This window comes from Pseudoxanthomonas sp. (genome assembly GCF_036845285.1).
In the GTDB taxonomy this organism is placed as follows: Bacteria; Pseudomonadota; Gammaproteobacteria; order Xanthomonadales; family Xanthomonadaceae; genus Pseudoxanthomonas_A.
On sequence record NZ_DAIUEE010000021.1, the window covers coordinates 14,975 to 32,179 of the forward strand.

Annotated in this window: 19 protein-coding genes; 10 read left to right on the plus strand and 9 right to left on the minus strand. The window is 61.5% G+C overall.

Annotation, left to right across the window (positions count from 1 at the left end; translation table 11 throughout):
- Nucleotides 1-3: 3 nt before the first annotated feature.
- From V7060_RS17695 to V7060_RS17705, 3 genes are read right to left on the minus strand one after another with little or no spacing between them, the layout of a single operon-like run.
- Nucleotides 4-1,041 carry an efflux RND transporter periplasmic adaptor subunit gene (locus tag V7060_RS17695; RefSeq protein WP_334180531.1) on the minus strand — a complete coding sequence of 346 codons (1,038 nt, stop codon included), beginning with the start codon at nt 1,039-1,041 and terminating at the stop codon, nt 4-6.
- A 10-nt stretch (nt 1,042-1,051) separates the two neighbouring features.
- Nucleotides 1,052-2,320, minus strand: coding sequence for a TolC family protein (locus tag V7060_RS17700; protein WP_327482779.1), 1,269 nt, complete (start codon nt 2,318-2,320; stop codon nt 1,052-1,054).
- Nucleotides 2,321-2,374: 54 nt separating this feature from the next.
- Nucleotides 2,375-2,779 carry a hypothetical protein gene (locus V7060_RS17705; protein WP_334180532.1) on the minus strand — a complete coding sequence of 135 codons (405 nt, stop codon included), beginning with the start codon at nt 2,777-2,779 and terminating at the stop codon, nt 2,375-2,377.
- A gap of 152 nt (nt 2,780-2,931) precedes the next feature.
- Here V7060_RS17705 and V7060_RS17710 point away from each other — a divergent pair, with 152 nt between their 5' ends.
- Both V7060_RS17710 and V7060_RS17715 read left to right on the plus strand, forming a co-directional pair.
- Complete coding sequence (locus V7060_RS17710; RefSeq protein ID WP_334180533.1) at nt 2,932-3,294, plus strand: hypothetical protein; 363 nt, start codon at nt 2,932-2,934, stop codon at nt 3,292-3,294.
- Between the two features lie 137 nt (nt 3,295-3,431).
- On the plus strand, nt 3,432-5,924 hold the full coding sequence (locus tag V7060_RS17715; protein WP_334180534.1) for a heavy metal translocating P-type ATPase: 2,493 nt from the start codon (nt 3,432-3,434) through the stop codon (nt 5,922-5,924).
- 105 nt (nt 5,925-6,029) lie between these two features.
- Here V7060_RS17715 and V7060_RS17720 read toward each other — a convergent pair whose 3' ends face one another.
- On the minus strand, nt 6,030-6,656 hold the full coding sequence (locus V7060_RS17720; protein WP_334180535.1) for a thioredoxin domain-containing protein: 627 nt from the start codon (nt 6,654-6,656) through the stop codon (nt 6,030-6,032).
- 224 nt (nt 6,657-6,880) lie between these two features.
- On the opposite strand from V7060_RS17720, the gene V7060_RS17725 reads away from it, so the two are divergent.
- From V7060_RS17725 to V7060_RS17740, 4 genes are all read left to right on the plus strand, one after another.
- Nucleotides 6,881-8,959, plus strand: coding sequence for a hypothetical protein (locus V7060_RS17725; RefSeq protein ID WP_334180536.1), 2,079 nt, complete (start codon nt 6,881-6,883; stop codon nt 8,957-8,959).
- A gap of 54 nt (nt 8,960-9,013) precedes the next feature.
- Nucleotides 9,014-9,691, plus strand: coding sequence for a hypothetical protein (locus V7060_RS17730; protein WP_271249855.1), 678 nt, complete (start codon nt 9,014-9,016; stop codon nt 9,689-9,691).
- A gap of 254 nt (nt 9,692-9,945) precedes the next feature.
- Nucleotides 9,946-10,380, plus strand: a complete 435-nt coding sequence (locus V7060_RS17735) for a nuclear transport factor 2 family protein (protein WP_334180537.1) — start codon at nt 9,946-9,948, stop codon at nt 10,378-10,380.
- Between the two features lie 58 nt (nt 10,381-10,438).
- Nucleotides 10,439-10,714 carry a hypothetical protein gene (locus tag V7060_RS17740; RefSeq protein ID WP_334180538.1) on the plus strand — a complete coding sequence of 92 codons (276 nt, stop codon included), beginning with the start codon at nt 10,439-10,441 and terminating at the stop codon, nt 10,712-10,714.
- A gap of 117 nt (nt 10,715-10,831) precedes the next feature.
- Here the strand turns inward: V7060_RS17740 and V7060_RS17745 are convergent, their stop codons facing one another.
- A complete protein-coding gene (locus tag V7060_RS17745; RefSeq protein WP_334180539.1) occupies nt 10,832-11,500 on the minus strand; it encodes a hypothetical protein in 669 nt (222 codons plus the stop codon).
- A gap of 101 nt (nt 11,501-11,601) precedes the next feature.
- On the opposite strand from V7060_RS17745, the gene V7060_RS17750 reads away from it, so the two are divergent.
- Together V7060_RS17750 and V7060_RS17755 are read left to right on the plus strand one after the other, a co-directional pair.
- Entirely contained in the window at nt 11,602-12,174 is a 573-nt protein-coding gene (locus V7060_RS17750; RefSeq protein WP_334180540.1) for a TetR/AcrR family transcriptional regulator, read from the plus strand.
- Between the two features lie 16 nt (nt 12,175-12,190).
- The gene (locus tag V7060_RS17755; RefSeq protein WP_271251550.1) at nt 12,191-12,541 is read left to right on the plus strand and encodes a VOC family protein; all 351 of its coding nucleotides are present in this window, start codon (nt 12,191-12,193) and stop codon (nt 12,539-12,541) included.
- Nucleotides 12,542-12,563: 22 nt separating this feature from the next.
- Here the strand turns inward: V7060_RS17755 and V7060_RS17760 are convergent, their stop codons facing one another.
- Entirely contained in the window at nt 12,564-13,124 is a 561-nt protein-coding gene (locus V7060_RS17760; RefSeq protein WP_334180541.1) for a GDSL-type esterase/lipase family protein, read from the minus strand.
- A gap of 34 nt (nt 13,125-13,158) precedes the next feature.
- Complete coding sequence (locus tag V7060_RS17765; RefSeq protein WP_271249849.1) at nt 13,159-13,977, minus strand: trypsin-like serine protease; 819 nt, start codon at nt 13,975-13,977, stop codon at nt 13,159-13,161.
- A 135-nt stretch (nt 13,978-14,112) separates the two neighbouring features.
- Between V7060_RS17765 and V7060_RS17770 the strand changes: the two genes are divergently transcribed.
- Together V7060_RS17770 and V7060_RS17775 are read left to right on the plus strand one after the other, a co-directional pair.
- Nucleotides 14,113-14,577: a hypothetical protein gene (locus V7060_RS17770; protein ID WP_334180542.1), complete on the plus strand. Its 465-nt coding sequence runs from the start codon at nt 14,113-14,115 to the stop codon at nt 14,575-14,577.
- A complete protein-coding gene (locus V7060_RS17775; protein ID WP_334180543.1) occupies nt 14,574-15,242 on the plus strand; it encodes a hypothetical protein in 669 nt (222 codons plus the stop codon). Before V7060_RS17770 ends, V7060_RS17775 begins: the two co-directional genes overlap by 4 nt.
- A gap of 10 nt (nt 15,243-15,252) precedes the next feature.
- On the opposite strand, the gene V7060_RS17780 is transcribed toward V7060_RS17775, so the two are convergent.
- Nucleotides 15,253-15,690 carry a Mov34/MPN/PAD-1 family protein gene (locus V7060_RS17780; RefSeq protein WP_334180544.1) on the minus strand — a complete coding sequence of 146 codons (438 nt, stop codon included), beginning with the start codon at nt 15,688-15,690 and terminating at the stop codon, nt 15,253-15,255.
- A 26-nt stretch (nt 15,691-15,716) separates the two neighbouring features.
- Complete coding sequence (locus V7060_RS17785; protein ID WP_334180545.1) at nt 15,717-17,159, minus strand: ThiF family adenylyltransferase; 1,443 nt, start codon at nt 17,157-17,159, stop codon at nt 15,717-15,719.
- Nucleotides 17,160-17,205: the final 46 nt, after the last annotated feature.

Consider the following 17,205-nt stretch of genomic DNA (forward strand, 5'->3'; position numbering starts at 1 on the left):
TCCTTAGTGCGCGTGTGTCGCGCCGGACTTTTCGATGTCCGCCTTGACCAGGTAGCTCTGGGTCACCACGATGTCCTCGCCGGCCTTCACGCCTTCCAGCACGGCCACTTGCGTGGAGTCACGATCACCCAGCTTCACCGGCCGCGCCGTGTAGGTATCGCCGTCACGCACAAACACCACGTCCTTGCCGTCCATGCTCTGGATGGCCGACTGCGGAATCACAACGCCCGCATCGCTGGTGGACATCGTGATTTGCGCTTTGACTGCAGTGCCTGGACGCCAGAAGCCATCCTCGTTGGGCAGTGCGGCACGGGCGACCAGGCTCTGGCTCGCCGTTGACGTGCTGGGCAGCACGCGTTCGATGGTCGTCGTCGCACTGACGTTGTCGTACAGGCGACTGACCGTGACGGCCACGCCCGGACGCAGGTACTGCGCATCGGCCCCGAACACGTGCAGGTCGACCCACACCTTGGACAGGTTGCCGATCTCAAACAGCGGCTGGCCTTCGGCGGCTACGCCACCGACACTGCCTTGTCGACTGAGGACGACGCCGCTGATCGGTGCGGTGATGGTGTAGGTCGTCAGGCTGAGATTGCTGTGCACCACGGCCAGCGCTTGGCCTTGACGCACGGTATCGCCCACGTTGGCGCGCAGGGCACGCACCACACCCGGGTAGCGCGCAGTGACCTGGGCCACGCCGCCCTCCATCGGTGTCAGCACGCCTTGGACTTCCAATTCGCTCTTGATGGCGCCCTCACTGACTTTCGCGACTTTCACGCCGCTCTTGTCAGCTTCTTCCTGCGGGATCGTGGTCTTCTCGGCACCTTCTTCTTCATGACCGCCGGCTTCCTCACCGTGGCCGGCTTCCCCTTCCTCGTGCCCGGCTTCGCCTTCGGCGCCGTGATCGTCACCCTCAGCGCTGGCTTCTTTGGCAGGCGCCGTTTTCTCTTCCGTGGCGTCCTTGGAACCACCACAAGCGGCCAGCATCAGGACAGCGCCCAGCAGCAACGTCGGAGCTGCAATCTTTGCAACGTTCTTCATTTGGAAATCCTTATGGGGTGGTGGTGCCGCTGGCGACGATCGGCTGCCCGGTCAGGCGCTGGATCTCGATCAGGGCAGCTTGTGCGTCGACGGCCACTTGCAGCTGGCGCACGCTGGCTTCCACGCGTTGCGCCTGCAGCTGCGACCACTCCAGATAGCTGATCGCACCGGCTTTCCACGCGTACTCGGCGGCCTTCTCAGCCTTCTCCAAGCGTGGGATCACGTCGGTACGCAGGCGACCGACTTCCAAACGTGCCGTGGAGTAATTGCCGTAGGCGTTGGTCAGCGCGGAGTACAGATCGATGCGCAGGGATTCGCGTTCGATCGGCGTCATGGCCAGTTCGGCTTCAGCAGCACGGATACCCGGTGCGGCACGGCGTGCCGACCCCAGCGGAATGCTGATGCCGGCCATGAACCCCACATCGCTCGTGGCACGGTTGTAGCGTCCACCGGCCTGCCACTGCAGATCAGGCGTAGCTTGCGTACGCGCCAGACGTAGCTGGGCCTCACGCACACGCTCCACGCCCGCCAACTCAGCAAGCTCGGGCGTGTTCTGCAGGTAGTCACTCAGTGCATTGAAGCTCTGCAGTTCCGGCAGCACCAAAGGATTGCCCGCGGCCACGGTGAAGCTGGGCGTGCGCTCATTCCACAGGGCCGCCAGGTTCTGGCGCGTGGCCGCTTCATCGGCAATGGCGCGATCGCGATCCAGTTCGGCCGTGGCCAAGGCCGCCTGTGCGGTGAGCACGACCGACTCGGGCGAGGCACCGGCGGTCAGGCGGGTACGTGCCGCATCGACGGCGCGCCTGCGTTGGACGATGTCCAACTCGGCGATGCTCTTGCGCTTGGTTGCGGCGGTGACGGCCAGATAGCGCTGCGCCGTCTCGGCCAGCAGGTCCAGCCGTGCCATCTCGCGCTGCGGCGCCAACGTATCAATGTTGGCCAACGCCAGGGCTTGCCGGGCATTGAGCTTGCCGCCGCGCTCGATCACCCCGGCCAGGGTGACGGTGAGCTCGGCCTCGCTGAAACCGCGATAGTTGCCGGTGCCGAGCGTGTTTTCGATGGTTGCGCCGAGTGTCATCGGGGGCTTGAGGGCCGCCGATGCCAGGTTGGCATCCAGGACCTGACGACGTCCGTCGAAGATGCGCAGGTCAGGGTGTGTCGTGGCAACGCGCGCAATGGCGTCGTCCAACGAAAGGGTAGAAGAAGGCGCCGTCCCCGTCTGCGCGTACGCAACGGGCACGACCAAAAAGGCAGCGCATGCTGCCAGTCGCAACCACATGAGGTATCTCCGATTAGGCGAAAAAACGATGCACCGGCAAGCCGGCGTGCAGCGTTAGGCCGTAATCGGGGGACGGGTCAGAGAGAGCGGCTGGAGCGAGTCCAGCGGCTGTACGTCGTGCACAGGAGCGGCCGCCATCAGGGCGAGCGGCTCAACGACAAAGGCAGGTTCGGCCATCGCGACCGGGTGGCCACAGGCGTGGGCGCCATGGACCAGCGCGTGCAACAGGTCGCCGGCAGAGCCGTCGTCCTGGTCACCGGCATCCTGATCAGCAGCCGACATCGTTCCGTCATCGCTGACATCGCAATGCTCGGGATCGGCGTGGCTGGCCGAGGCTTGGGCCGACTCGTGGATATCGCCGACCGCCGCCAACACAGGATTGGCCACTACGGCAAACAACAGCAGTGCCAGCGCCGGGAGGCGCAGGAGACGGCTGAGTTGGCGTAGGGCGCGTTTCATAGTGGGCGTATGGTAGTCAGCTCATTGCGCGTTAGACAATCACGTAATTCAGAAAACAGCGCTTCTTGTTAAGGCGTTACGGTGTAACAGCGCTTGGCGGACGCGAGGGTGTTCGGTATCGTCGGGTCATTCGTGCAAGCCGGGGCCACCGAGTGCGCATCCTGACCGCCAACGCCAAAACCTGGCTCGCCCTGAGCGTGTTGTGGCTGGTCGCGGTGGCAGTGCAGGCCCATCCGGTCCTGACCCAGCTCGGGCAGTTGCATGGCCTTGAGCACCAAACCACTCATCTCAGCGCCACTCAGCACGCGCACGACGCCAGCGGCGATGTGCCCGGTGAAGACGCCAAAGGCGCGCACAGCCTGTTCCATCATTCGGACGTGTGCGCACACGCGGTGATCCTGCCGGACTTCCCGGCACTTGGGCCGCTCATCCCCGGTCAGGCCTATACGCCCATCGCCGCGGTCCTGGCGCTGGCCCAGCGCTCTACGCACCCCTTACGCCCACCCATCGCGTGATCGCGCCGGCGCACGCCGCCTTGGCGTAGCCGCTGCTTCGGGATCGCGTGCGCCGGTCGCAACGACCGTGCTGTCGCGTGGCACTCACTTGCGCTGTGGACACTCAGGTTCATCTGCGCAGCACTTACGAGATCGATATGGATACCTCCCCTGGCAAGTTGCGCCTGGACATTCCCGTTGTGCTTCCCCACGTGCGGGATGCCGCCGATGCGTGCATCGAGCGCCTGCAGAGCGAACTGCTCGCACGCCCCGGTGTGGATCGCGTCCACATTCGACCTGCCGAAGGGGAGGGGCTGGGCCAGCTGTGCGTGCACTTCGATCCGCAGGTGATGTCGCTGGCCCGCATTCGCGAGCTGGCCCAGGCCGCGGGCGCACGTGTCACCGAAAGCTTCGGCCACCTCACCTGGACGGTCACCGGCATCGGACATGAGCGACGCGCCCGCACGGTGGCCGAACAGATGAGCTCGGTGTTCGGCGTGCTGGAAGCCCGCGCCAGCTCGGCCGGCACGGTGTACCTGGAGTTCGAGCGCGAGAAGATCGACGAGGGCGGGTTGGAGGCCTCTCTCAAGCGCATGGGCGTTACACGCGTGGTGACGGGCAAGCCGTCCCAGCACGAGGATCATGCCGGTCATGCGCATGACGGCAAACAAGGGGAGCACGGAGAGGAGAAGCACGACCACGACCACACTGGCGGCCTGCTCGGCCCCAACACCGAGCTGATCTTCGCCCTGACCTGTGGTGCGTTGCTGCTGGTGGGCTTTCTGATCGAGAAGTTCGCCGCCTCATTGCCGGGGTGGTTGCCCACCGCCTGCTATATCGGTGCGTATGTCTTTGGCGGCGCCTACACGCTGCGCGAGGCCTACGACAACCTCAAGCTCAAGCGCTTTGAAATCGACACCTTGATGCTGGTCGCCGCCGCCGGCGCCGCCGCGCTGGGCTCCTGGGCCGAAGGTGCGTTGCTGCTGTTCCTTTTCAGCTTGGGTCACGCGCTGGAGCACTACGCGATGGGACGCGCCAAGCGCGCCATCGAAGCGCTGGCCGAACTCGCGCCGGATACGGCGATCGTCATCCGCGGCGAGTCCACCACCGAGATTCCGGTCGGCGACCTGCAGCTCGGTGATCGGGTACTGGTGCGTCCCAACGAACGCCTGCCGGCCGATGGATTCCTGCTGAAGGGCAACTCCAGCATCAACCAGGCACCGGTGACCGGCGAGTCCATCCCGGTGGACAAGCGGCCGGTGGAGGATGCCGCGCAGGCACGAAGCCGGCCCGACAGCGTCGATGCGGCCAGTCGGGTCTTCGCCGGCACCATCAATGGGGCCGGTGCGATCGAAGTGGAAGTGACCAAGCGCGCCGAGGACTCCGCGCTGGCGCGGGTGGTGAAGATGGTGAGCGAGGCCGAGACGCGCAAGTCGGCCACCCAGCGCTTCACCGATCGCTTCGAGCGGATATTCGTGCCTGCGGTACTGGCGCTGGCGTTCCTGCTGCTGTTTGCCTGGGTGGTGGTGGATGAGCCGTTCCGCGACAGCTTCTATCGCGCCATGGCCGTGCTGGTGGCCGCCAGTCCGTGCGCGTTGGCCATCGCCACCCCGAGCGCGGTCCTGTCCGGTATCGCCCGCGCGGCGCGTGGGGGCGTGCTGATCAAGGGCGGTGCGCCGCTGGAGGATCTGGGTTCGTTGAAGGCGATGGCCTTCGACAAGACCGGCACCCTGACCGAAGGGCGCCCGCGCATCACCGATGTGGTGCCGGTGGACGGGGCGTCGGAGACCGAGCTGCTGCAGGTGGCGGTCGCGGTGGAGTCGCTGAGTGATCATCCGCTGGCGGCCGCGATCGCGCGTGATGGTCGCAGCCGATTGGATGCGGGCAAATTGCCAACGGCCTCGGACTTGGAAAACCTGATCGGCCGCGGCGTCAAAGCCCGTCTGGGCGATCAGCCGGTATGGATCGGCAAGGCCGAGATGTTCGGCGCAGACGGGGTTCCTGCCCTGGGCGCCGCCGCGGCAGAGGCCATCGCCGCGTTACGCGAGCAGGGCAGGACGACCATGGTCGTGCGGTTGGGCGATCGGGAGCTCGGCGCGATCGGCTTGATGGACACGCCACGCGAGGCGGCCAAGCAGGCGCTGGTGCGCCTGAAGGCCATGGGCATCGAGCGCATGATCATGATCTCCGGCGATCACCAGAAGGTGGCCCAGGCCGTGGCCAAGGAGGTCGGCCTGGACGAGGCGTGGGGCGACCTGATGCCCGAAGACAAGGTCGAGGCGATCCGCAAGCTGCGCGAACAGGACAAGGTCGCCATGGTTGGCGACGGCGTCAACGATGCGCCTGCGATGGCCAACGCCACTGTCGGCATCGCCATGGGCGCGGCCGGCTCGGACGTGGCCCTGGAAACGGCCGATGTGGCGTTGATGGCCGATGACCTGAAGCACCTGCCATTCGCCGTGGGCCTGAGTCGTCACACGCGCGGCATCATCCGGCAGAACGTCTTCGTCAGCCTCGGCATCGTCGCCTTCCTGGTGCCGGCCACGATTTTCGGGCTCGGCATCGGTCCGGCGGTGGCCGTGCACGAAGGCTCCACATTGTTGGTGGTCTTCAACGCACTGCGTCTGTTGGCCTATAAGGACAGGTCCTAGCGCCACAGCCTCAAGCTGATGACCTCACGGTCGCGGCAGTGCCACGTCGAGATCCTTCTCCACGTCGTCACGGCCTGCCGAATACGTCGGCAGGCCGCGCCAAGGTCAGGGCTTCTTTCGGGTGCGCTGGAGTTCGGCTGCCACGAGCGCGCTCAGTTGCTGAGGCCCCAGTTCGGAAAGCAGCTTGCCGTTGACGAAGAATGTCGGCGTGCCGCGAATGTCGGCCGCTTCCACGGCGGCCACTTCGCGCTTGATCAGGGTCTCGACGGCCCCGGTCGCCAGATAGCGCTCTGCGCGTGCACGGTCCAGGCCCGCGGCGACGGCGAACTCCCACACCTTCTTCGGGTCCGACGCGCCATGGCTGGCCCAGACAGGCTGGTTTCGCATCAAGGTCTCCAGCACCGGCTCAAACTTCTTCTGTTCCCGGGCCGCTTCCAGCACACCAATCGCTTCCTTGGAGACCTGCCCATGGAAGGGCACGTAGCGGATCACCAGACGCACGTCCTTGGGATAGGCAGCCAGCAGTTGCTTCACGTGGGGATACATCGCGCGGCAGGACTCACAGGCCGGGTCGAAGAACTCCACGATTGTGACCGGCGCCGTTACTGGCCCCAGGGAAGGCGCGCCGGCAGGCGCGAGGGAGGCCGCGCGATTGGGTGTCTGCGCCACCGCTTGGCCTACTGACAGTAGCAGGCTGAATCCAAGCGCGATGAGGATGGATTTGTAAGACATCAGCGGTCATCTCCACACTAAAGAGCAGACATTGTTACGCAAGCCGAAGAGTATGACTATCGACCCCAATCAGCCTCCCCTCGCAAGAAGGGGTCATTGATGTCGTCGCGGTGCAGCGGGCTAGAGAGAGGCTGTAAACGGCGACTAGCCGATCTCCGCGGAACAAACTAAATTCACCACAGAGATCTCGCCGTGGTGAGCGAAGGGAATAGGACCTGACGACTATGGACGTGCGACTCGCAACTTTTAGCAGTGATGAAATCAACCGCTATGGCTACTCAATCGGAGTCCAGGCACTAGCGGGTGCCCTTGAACAGGCATGGGAGGGGACGCCCATGTTCGTCAGCCACGATTATCACCGACTACTAGGAGTATCACGTCCCATTGGCTTGCAGCTCCACGCAAGCCGGGCGCTTCTTAGGGGTGAGATATGCCTGGCTACTACAGACGATGACGTCGTACACGCCGAACTATTCGCTCGTCGATTCTTCGCCAGAAAAATTCTGGAAGTAGATCCAGATGAGAAAGCGGCCTTGCTCGCACTTCTGAAAGAAGCACCCTCAGTGAACTCCTGGATGATGAGAAGGGAATGCGTCACCGTCATCGACGCCGGGATTGCAAAGCGTCAGTTCCCAGATCTCTTCCCAACGAATGACGCGGACAAGCGCAGCCTGATCAACATCAGCGAACTCGATGCGATCGCTCCTGGCGTTTTTAAGATAGGCGAGTTGGTGGTCTTCGCTCATCGCTACTTCCGTCGCTCGCTCTCTCAGATAAACAACACGAATGAGGCTTTCCTACGCAAGTTCATAGAACTGAAGAAAAATTCAGAACTTGTCGTCAAAATCGCGCTCGATCCAGATTCGCTAGGATTAGCCTCTAGCTACTTGACACCCATCGAGCTGGAGTACTGGCGAGGTCCCAAGTTCGATGATGACTTGACCTCCATCCCGGTTGGCGTGTCTGTGCACAAGGCCTCAGAACGCGAGCGCTTTTTCCATTGCGTAGATAGAACCGAATTTTTCTGGCACACACAGAATGGAACGCGATCTTTCGAGTGCGAGGAGTTGTTAGATCAAGAGTCGCTTGGCATTGGCGCTGATGCTTATGGCTGCCGATATGCGCACTCCATCATCGACGATGGCACTGGCTTGCCAAACCATCTTGATGGTGCAATTCGAGTCTACGATACGGAGCAGTACCTGGAGAGGATCGATACAGATATCTCCAAGGCAGGCAAGAAGAGTCACTATGTCAAGCTGTGGCGCGTGGACGGTCCACTGGAGCTAGCAACGTGGAAGGAGCTTGTTTGCGATTTTTATAGGGGCAACCCACTGCCAGGCGAATATCTCAGTGCGCCCCCTCAAGACGCGATGGCGGGCACTCAAGAGCCAGAACTGCAAGCGCCACGTAGCGACCTGATGCCCTTGGAAATTGCAGAGCGGAACAGCGTGCAGATTGCCGTTTCTTATCACTATTCCGATGAATACCCGGACGTACCCGCTTGCGGTCTAGTTCCAGGGATAGGCGTCAACGACAATGGGATATCCATCAAGACGATTGAACTTTCTGCGCTTGACCTTGTGAAGCTCACCCAGAGGGAGCTTGGTCATCAGATTCTTCTATCACCAGACATTGTCCATGTGGCCATTGAAGACATGGATATCAACCATCCGCTTGTGATCTTCAGCGGTGCAAGTGCAGCTACTGCGGCTAACACTTGGAAGTCTGCGCTCAGCAAGATCTGCGAACGATTCAACTCACGGGGCGAAAAGCGCTTTATTACGGCGAATGTGGGAATTGACTACGGCGAAGTAACCATCAGATTTGCTTTCGCTGGATTTGCAGGCCCGCTAGCTAACGCCGCTACCAATCTGGAGGCATTTCCTGCGTCATTGGACCAGATTGGCATCTGGTGCACGTCGAGCTATGACTACCTAAAACAGAATTTCGATAACACTGGACTCGCATCGGAAGTATCCGACTTGTTCCGGCTCGATGGGACTTTCAGGCTAGATAGACCCTACATTGACCCGAGCTTGCTACTGATAGACGAGAAAAATACTGTCTCAATCAGGCTGCCCCCTGAGGAGGTGTTGGTTGCTGAAGCGCTCGACGTCGGCCAACTATCCGCAGTTACATCTGTCTATGTAAGAGCTTGCACATGCGCCGGCTGCAACTCCAGCTATCTAAGTTGTTCCTGCTCCGCTTTGGTGGACGAAGATGTCAGCGTCTCATGCGAGAGAGTAGAAAAGTTTCGGTTGGTCATGACGGAGCGACCTGCCGATAGGCTTCCAGCTTAATGCTGACGAGAGTCATCCTACGAACCTCAGGCTTGAAGACTGCAGTATTTTCGAATGATCCCTGATTCAGCCGATGCCGAGCCTGTCAAGGCTGATCTTCAACAGCTCATCCAGCGGTCGGGCGAGCTAACCGCCCAAATTATCTCGGCCTGGCAATCGGTGGAGCGGCCGAATGATCCGTCCTCACATGCTGCTGAAGGCCTGTGCTCACTGGCCATTGAGCATGCCGTGGCGACCCAGTCACTCCTAGGTGCGTTCCCGGCGTCGGCCATTGCCCTGATTCGCCCCCAGTTCGAAAGCCTGGTACGGGCCGTATGGGCCAAGCATGCGGCAAGCCCATCCGATCTGGATCGCCTGATCGCGCCTCTGAGCGCCCAAAGTCAGCAGGCCGCCAAGAAGCTGCCCGCCGTTCCCGAGATGCTGGCGCGACTGGAAGAGCGTGGGCCGCGCGGCGCGGCGGCCTTGCTCGCCAAAGCGCGTTCGCGGTTGGGGGATGGATTGAATTCGTTTGTGCACGGCGGCATCCATCCTTTTGCGCGCAATCGTGATGGCTATCCGATCAGCCTGCTGATCGACATGCAGAAGAACTCCAATGCACTTTCATTCCTGACCTTGATCGTTCTGGTCGAGATCACGCTGGATCCTGACGTCTCGGCCTTTATGGCCACACTGCATCAGGAATTCGACGATGTCTTGCCAGCGTTAGAGCCCTTTGATGTGCCAGCGGCTTGATGGATCGCAGGGCCAGACAAGCGGGCACGTTCCGAAGCCATTGACGGGCATGCTGGCGCGATCAAGGGGCGGGCGTGCGCCTGCTTGTTAGTGACCCCTCTCGGCCCTAAGATCCAGCGAAATCGCAGAGGTGGTTGGCGATACGATGCGCTACTGACGGCGGCGATGGCCCGTCACACGACGCTGGCGCTTGGGACGTTGGACACCATGAGGTGACTGCAATGATCTTCGCAAGATTTGCCCGAATAGCGGCCATGGCTTTGCTGATATCGACCATAGGCGTTAGCGCCCCGGCACAGGCTTCGTCAGCGGCCAACGACCAAGACAAGGCAGTTGAAGCAGTTCGACAGATGTTCGTCGCCTTGACCAATGACGATGCGGCCTTGTTCAACTCCGTCACCTCCGCGGACTTTTACGCCTTTGATGTAGGCAAGCGGTTTGATGGGAATGCCTTATTGCAGCTTGTTAAGCAAGCTCACGCCGCCGGGAAGATCTATGAGTGGAAGGTCACCGAGCCTGAGGTTCGCGTTGATGGAAGCACTGCGTTGGTCACCTATGTAAATCAAGGCTCACTCAAAAATGCGACCGACCTGACGCAGCTGAGCTGGCTAGAGTCGGCAGTAATTCGGAAAGAAGGCGGCGAGTGGCGCATCCACTTTTTCCACAGCACCCGGGTTCCATCGGAATGACTCGGCTAATGTCTAACGGACATGCGGCATGCAATAACCTGAGCGCGGGACGCCCCTGATGACCCTAGTCCGCCGCCAGACATCAAAACGAGAGCTCGATGAGATCATCGCGTACTGGAAGGACTGCCCACGCTGCTCGGGGCATCACGAGGAAGGATCGCTGATTCAGTTCCTGGAGATCTTTACCCCGCATCAGATCAAGGGCGCCATGTACCTTGCTACAGCAGCGGGCAGGCCCAATTACTTCAAGTACCTTTGCGGAATTCTGCATAACTGGCGGCGCGATCTGGAGGCCGGCATTCAACCCCGATACTTCGATATCGACGTCGCTTAGAGCGGCGTCCGGCAGAGCTTGGTAGCCACAAACATGTATTGGGAAGGCTTGCCATCAAGGCGGCTTGTACCTCAGCCAGTCCGCTCGCGTCCTGGCTGAGGAGAGCTTGTTCCTGCCTCAGGTGACGGGTGTCCGGACGACCCAAGCACCTAAGAGGCAGGACCAAAGGCTTTGCGCGATCACCACCGCCGTCATTCCCGCCACATCCAGCGAGATCGCGCCTGTCGCGTAGCCGACGATACAGGCGAGGGCGGCAACCAAGCCGTAATAGCCGCAGGCCGCGGCGAGCCAGCCGCGCTCCCGCACCATGGCGACCGACCATAGCGCGATGCCGGCGGACATCAGCAACGTGCCGACGCCAGCGAGGATCTGATTAGCAGAGAAGGCGAGCAGCACGGAAGCCAGCGCGTCCTCCGGAGATCGCATCAAGGGCAGGGCACGATCCAGGTACTCTCCGATCAGGAAGCCGCTGATCAACGCCGCGCCGAGCATAGCCAGTGCACCCAGCGCGTACAGGCGCACAGCGGTCCATACCCAGCCGCTGCCCGGCAAGCGCCGCGCCACGTAGGCCAGCGAGAGCCAGAGCCCGATCACGCACACGATCATCGCCAGGTGCACGTGTCGGCTCAGGGAGGAGACTTCGCTCAAACTGACCAATCGCGTCGCCACATCGGGACCTTGTGCGGTGGGATGGAACACCATGATCAGAGGCGCCAACACACCGCTGGCGATCAACAGCAGGCCGGGGAGCAGGACGCCGGCGGGACGGGGCAGGGAAGTGCTCATGCGATTCTCCTGAGAAAGAGAGCACGCTAACGGAGGCGGCGAGGCGCTTTCCGGACAATCGCAGCCCAATGTTCGGCAGGGTTCATGGGATGATCCAGGCCATGACCCAGCTCGAGCCCGGCGAAGACCCCCGCAGACGGCGAACACGCCAGGACCTCATGGCCGCGTTCTTCTCGCTGGTGCTCAGCCAGCGCTACCACGAGATCCGCGTGGGCGATGTACTGGCGCGCTCAGGGGTCAGCCGTTCAACGTTCTACGAGCACTTCCGCAACAAGGATGAGCTGTTGGCCGCCAGCCTGGAGGGGCCCTTCCAGACGCTGGCCAACCTGGTGGGCGAGAAGGCGGACGTCAACAAAGTGCAGGCGATGCTGGAGCACTTCTGGCAGAACCGCGCCCTGGCACGGAGCTTATTTCAGGGCATGGCCCTGCGCGTCGTGCAACGAACACTCATGCAGCATGTGGAGAACACGCTGACACAGGATCAGCGCAGTCGTTTGCGGGTTCCGGTACGACTGGCAGCACACGGGCTCGCGGAGGGTCTGTTTGCCCCGGTCGTGGCCTGGCTGTTAGGGGAGGCCAAATGCAGCGCGCAGGAGCTGGCGGTAGCCCTGCAGCTGTCCACCGCCGCGTCAACGCGCGCCCTGCAAACCGGGACCGTGCTGGATCGCAGATGAGGAGAAGATCTTGAAGATGCAACGCATGATTCCGATGCTTCCTGTTAGCAACATGCCGGCGAGCGTGGATTTCTACAAGAAGCTGGGCTTCGCCGTGGAAAAGCGCAACGACGACTGGCGTTGGGCCATGCTGGTCATGGACGACTGCCGCTTGATGCTAGACGAGTCCATCAACCAGCCGCCGGATGCGGCTCGCACGTCAGTGCTGTATCTGTATCCGAACGACATCTTTGCCTATCACCGCGAGGTGCGCAGGCGCGGCCTGGAGATTCCGTCGATCAGCCACCCGTTCTACGGCATGAGCGAGTTCCGGATCGAAGATCTCGATGGCAACCGGCTGTGGATCGGTCAGCGGACGGATACCTGACTCAACGCATCGATGTTCGCAGCTAGAGATAGGCGCCGATGGCTTCGGCGATGGCCTGGCCCACCACGCGATTTCCTTGCGGGTTGAAGTGGATGCCGTCATGCAGCAGGAGCTCGCTCAGACCGGCCGCATTTGCCACCTGGTAGAGATCATTGACGGCGAACCCAAACGCATGGGCCAGTTCGACTGAGGCCTCGTTGTAGCGAAGCAGATCTGCCAGGTAACGCCGCGACGGTTTAGAGGCATTGTGCCGCGCCTCATCGAGGGGTGTTGAGGTGGCCCAGATGACCTGGCATTGGGTTCGGGCCAGCATTTCGAAGATGCCCACCAGGTTCGCTCGGTACTGCGCCAGGCTGCTGACCGGGAAAGTCAGGCCCGGGTTGTAGCGGATGTCGTGAAGCCCGCAATTGAGGTGCACGATATCGCCCACGGTTGCCGGTGCCCATGCTTCGATGTTAGCCCGGACCTGATGCGAGGACTCGCAGTTCTCCCGCGGCGACACGAGGGCAATCCCCTCAAGCTGCGCGCGCACACAGGACTCGGCATTCATCCGAATCGAGTCGCCGATCAAATACACCGTCACGACGACTTACCAGCGCCAGGGAGCCCGCGCATCCTCAGTTGCCCTCAGCCGCCGGTGGGTCCGTGATGACACCCTCGATCCAGGTTGTATACCGGGAGATACGAACGGCGTACCCGCTATCGCCATAGCGGGCGACGTGGGACAGGCCGCTGCGCAGGTAGCGCCAGGAGGCGATCCCGGCCAGCTTCCACTGGCCTGCCTCCTGGATCAGGAGAGGGCCACCGCTATCGCCGCTGCCGGTCATGCCCTCCAGGGGCAGCGCCTGGCCGGGGGCATCGAAGGCGTAGGACAGCCAACGCGCGTCCGTGGCCGATACCACATTCTCTGATCGCCGCAGGGCGGTGCGGTGGGGGCTGTCGGGAATCTCGCCCACGTCTCCGCGCCCGGTCGCTCCCTTGCCGTATTGGTGCAGCGTGCGTCCAAGCTCATCCCCACCTCGGTAGAGCAGGGTAGGCACCACGTGCTCGACAGGCTTACTCAATTGGAGCAACGCCACATCATCGGAGGTCTTGAGGAAATCCATCAGCGCCGTGAGGTCACCGGAAGCCACCGCGGCCTCAGCCAGTGCCGGCGGCAGCGGCTTGTAGCCAGGGTGGGTCACTACGCGCTGCACCGTGTAAGTCTCGCCGGCGATCTCGACCTGGTCGGGCAGCTGAGGGTTCACGGCATGGGCTGCGGTAATCACCCATTGGGGCGCGATCAGCACCCCATGACCTTCGCCAGGAAGGTCTGTCAGTGGAGCGAACTCAGCAGGTGAGACCCGGTAGTCCCTATCCCGCACGTCGCTTCGCACCACCAGCGCCTGGACGGGCATGCAAAGCGCAAAAAGAATAAGAAAAGTCAGTAGTTTCATAGCGCTCGACGCTAGCCAGGAGCAGGCTGGGTCGACAGTGCAGGAGGTCATTGTGGGCTTGCCGCCGTCAGCCGAGGCCGTAATATGAGCCTCGCCATGGGTAATTGAGCCGCGGCTAGAGGGGATAGGAAACGCGTGGAGGACTCAACGCAAGCATTTGCCTGGTCGCTGCTAAGTGCAGTCAGTAGGAAGCTGCCCGCTGACTTCGCCGGGCTCGGGGTTGTTTTCTACGAACAGCTCGATGCACTTCCCTTTCTTGGCTTGCACGTTCCGTCCGACGCCGACATTCCGGTACCGGCAACAGGGCTGGCACAAGCCGCGGAAGTTCTATCACGCATCTCAAGCCTAAGTTCTGGATGGCATGACGGCTTTCACTTCGTCGACGTAAAGCACCAGGCGCTGACGCACCTGTCGCAGTTCCTCTCGCCGCCGCTCCCCGCTGCGCCTCTTGATGGGCCGGCTGTTGGCGGGGCGCGACATATGACGGCAGTCTTGGCAAGTCGTGTCCCGGGCATATGGGGTGTGGGCATCCTGACCCATCGCAATGAGATTGTTTTCTTTAGGCATGGCCACCAAACGCCCGGCGGGATCATTCCATGAGAGCTGTCACTCTGAATTATGCGGAGATCATGCGCTTGATAAAGGCATCCTTCTTCGTAACCGCAGGCTTTGCAGCCCTGATTGTCGTTGGGCGCATGACCCTCGCAGGGCCTCAAAGCTGGGTAATGCTCGCTGCTCAATCCGTGCCCATGGCATTGCTCTTCACAACACTGCTTTTTGGCCTGCTGGCGAATCGACCATGGACCTCTAGGCGCTTGGCTCGTTGGATGGGCCGGCCGAGCATCCACGGCATCTGGTGGGGAACGTTGAATACAGACTGGGTTGATACCACTGGCAGGAGCCTCGCCCCCATCCCGATCATCTTCGTTATCCGGCAATCGTATCTATTCGTTTCAATCCAATCCTTTACCCAGAGCCTTGCTGCACGCTCCAATTTTGAGTTCCTAGGCACCGATGAGAAGACCACGGACATGCACTTGTCTTATGTCTACGAGCTACGTCGCCCGAACGAGAAGAAACTGACCTTCGGTCACGGACAGCTCATCCTGCAGGATGAGGGCAACGTATTGGCTGGGGACTACTGGACCAACTCGCCCACGCAAGGCCAACTTCAGCTACGGTTTGTTACTCAAGCCTGTGACGGCATCAACTCTTACGAATCGGCCTCGCGGGTGATTGCCCGCGTTCGTGATCAAGACACCTGAATGGAAACGCCTATGCCTCTGCGTGCATGGGGATTTCCGCGAGTCGGCCATGGTGCCCCACGCCATACCAGTCAACATCATGATTGCCGACAATGATGAAGGCCATTGGCTCACGATGCGTTAGACCGTGAATGATGCGCCACTGCGTCAGATCTATAGGAGAGGGTTGCGGCATGGCCTCCGGATGGGTATGCCACTCGCCCACATAGTCCAGCAGCTCCTCGCTGGCCCGCCACTGAGCAAGCGCTACCGCTTGGTGGTGTTGTGCCGCCCTGTGAAAGCGCGTGCGAGCACGTGTGTCCTGAGAGGAGGGCACCGTGGCATCTGACACATGCACGTGAGCACCGCGACGGTAGCCCAACAGGATGCCCCCGGCTTCAAGTTTGTGCGGCGCATCTTGACGAAAGGCATGCAGCCTCGCCAGCACCGACCCCTCGACCAACAGCATGCCGCTGGCGGAGAAGGGATGTGGGCCTACGACTGCGCTTGGCATGCGGGGCATCCGGCTAAGGGTTGCAGATCCTGAGACTTCACCTGCCTCGATGTGTGGTTCTCCGCATAGCGCGTGCGAAATCGTGGAGATGGGGCACCGCTCTTGAGCCAGTCAATAATGGAGTCCACGGCCAAGGCCGCCGCCGACATGGGAGCAGAGACCGCGTAAGGGGTGAACGCGTGGCACCCTAGGATCTTGACTTGATCCTGCTCGCGCAGCACCTCGAAACGCGGCGCCCGTGTCCCGTCATTGCGCCGAAGGCACCGAAAGCATGCGAACTTCGCCGTGTCCTGCCACAGGCTTTGAATGCATTGCCCATTACCCAGTAGCCAGACGTGCAGGAGGGGTGGTCGTATGTCTTCCGGAAGGGATAGCCGCTGAAAGTTAATCGCCTCGCTGAAGGCCTCTTCCCCCGTTGCATCAATGACCAAGTCGCCCTTCAAGTCGGCCAATGGGTAAGCGCTACGCGGGTGTGCTGTCACTCGTGAAGAGGGGAACTGGTGTTGGAGCAGTTGCTTGAGCGCCTGCGTTTTGGGCAGCTGGAAGCTTTCAAAGCCCAATAAATGTCGCCCGAGGTTCTCGGCACCCAAGAGATCGGGGTCTACGACAACAAGCTCACCGCTACCGGTACCGGCTCCTAGCTTGGCCAGCGCCTGTACCAGATACCCACCGATGGCGCCGCATCCGATCACCGTGATCTTGCGATTCTTGAGGCTGGGATAGGTCAGATTTCGGCTGTGGACGAAGTCGCTGCTGATTTCCTCCGCTGCCAAGCGCTGAATCGCGAGCGTGTCAGCCTGTCGATGCAGGCTCTGACGCATGAATGTCGGCTTGCGGCGATAGTACTTTCGCTTGACCTCATCCAGCTCGAGCATGAATCCGAACCAGCCTGCGGGCGTATGCAGTAGCACAATCAGATTGGGTTCGGCCAAGTAGGCGCGTTCACCAAGCACCCGCTGTATTTCCCCGTAAGCGTGGCGGTCCCAGCTACGAATCCAGGAGAACATCTCGCCTAGGTGGCGCGGCAGTCCCGTCTTGGGCAATGTGGGCATCGCATCGCTTCGCACGATCCAACACGTGCTCGCAGAGGTCGCCGGTGCAGGCCACCCACGCGCACGGCAAAGACCTTCTATCTCTTCCGCTTTGCTACCAATGGCCAGAGACCGCTGACCAGCATCACCCACCAGCCAGCCTTGAACCTGACGCCCTTGGGACTCAATCGAGCCCAACAGGATTGGCCATGGCATCGGAATCTGGCCGATGTTCCAGCTGGCACCGAATTCGGACTGGAATTCGCCTTGTCGATACTGTGGATCGGTCGCCAGACGATTGAGCTCTTCCGCTGCCTTGTCTAGGCACTGCGCTAGCGCGTGATCGGGGTGGTAGCGATCCAGGATGGCCAGACCTGCGGCCAGAGGGTTCACCCCCGTTTTCACGGACACTTACAAGAAGGCCGATCCAGGCCATGAG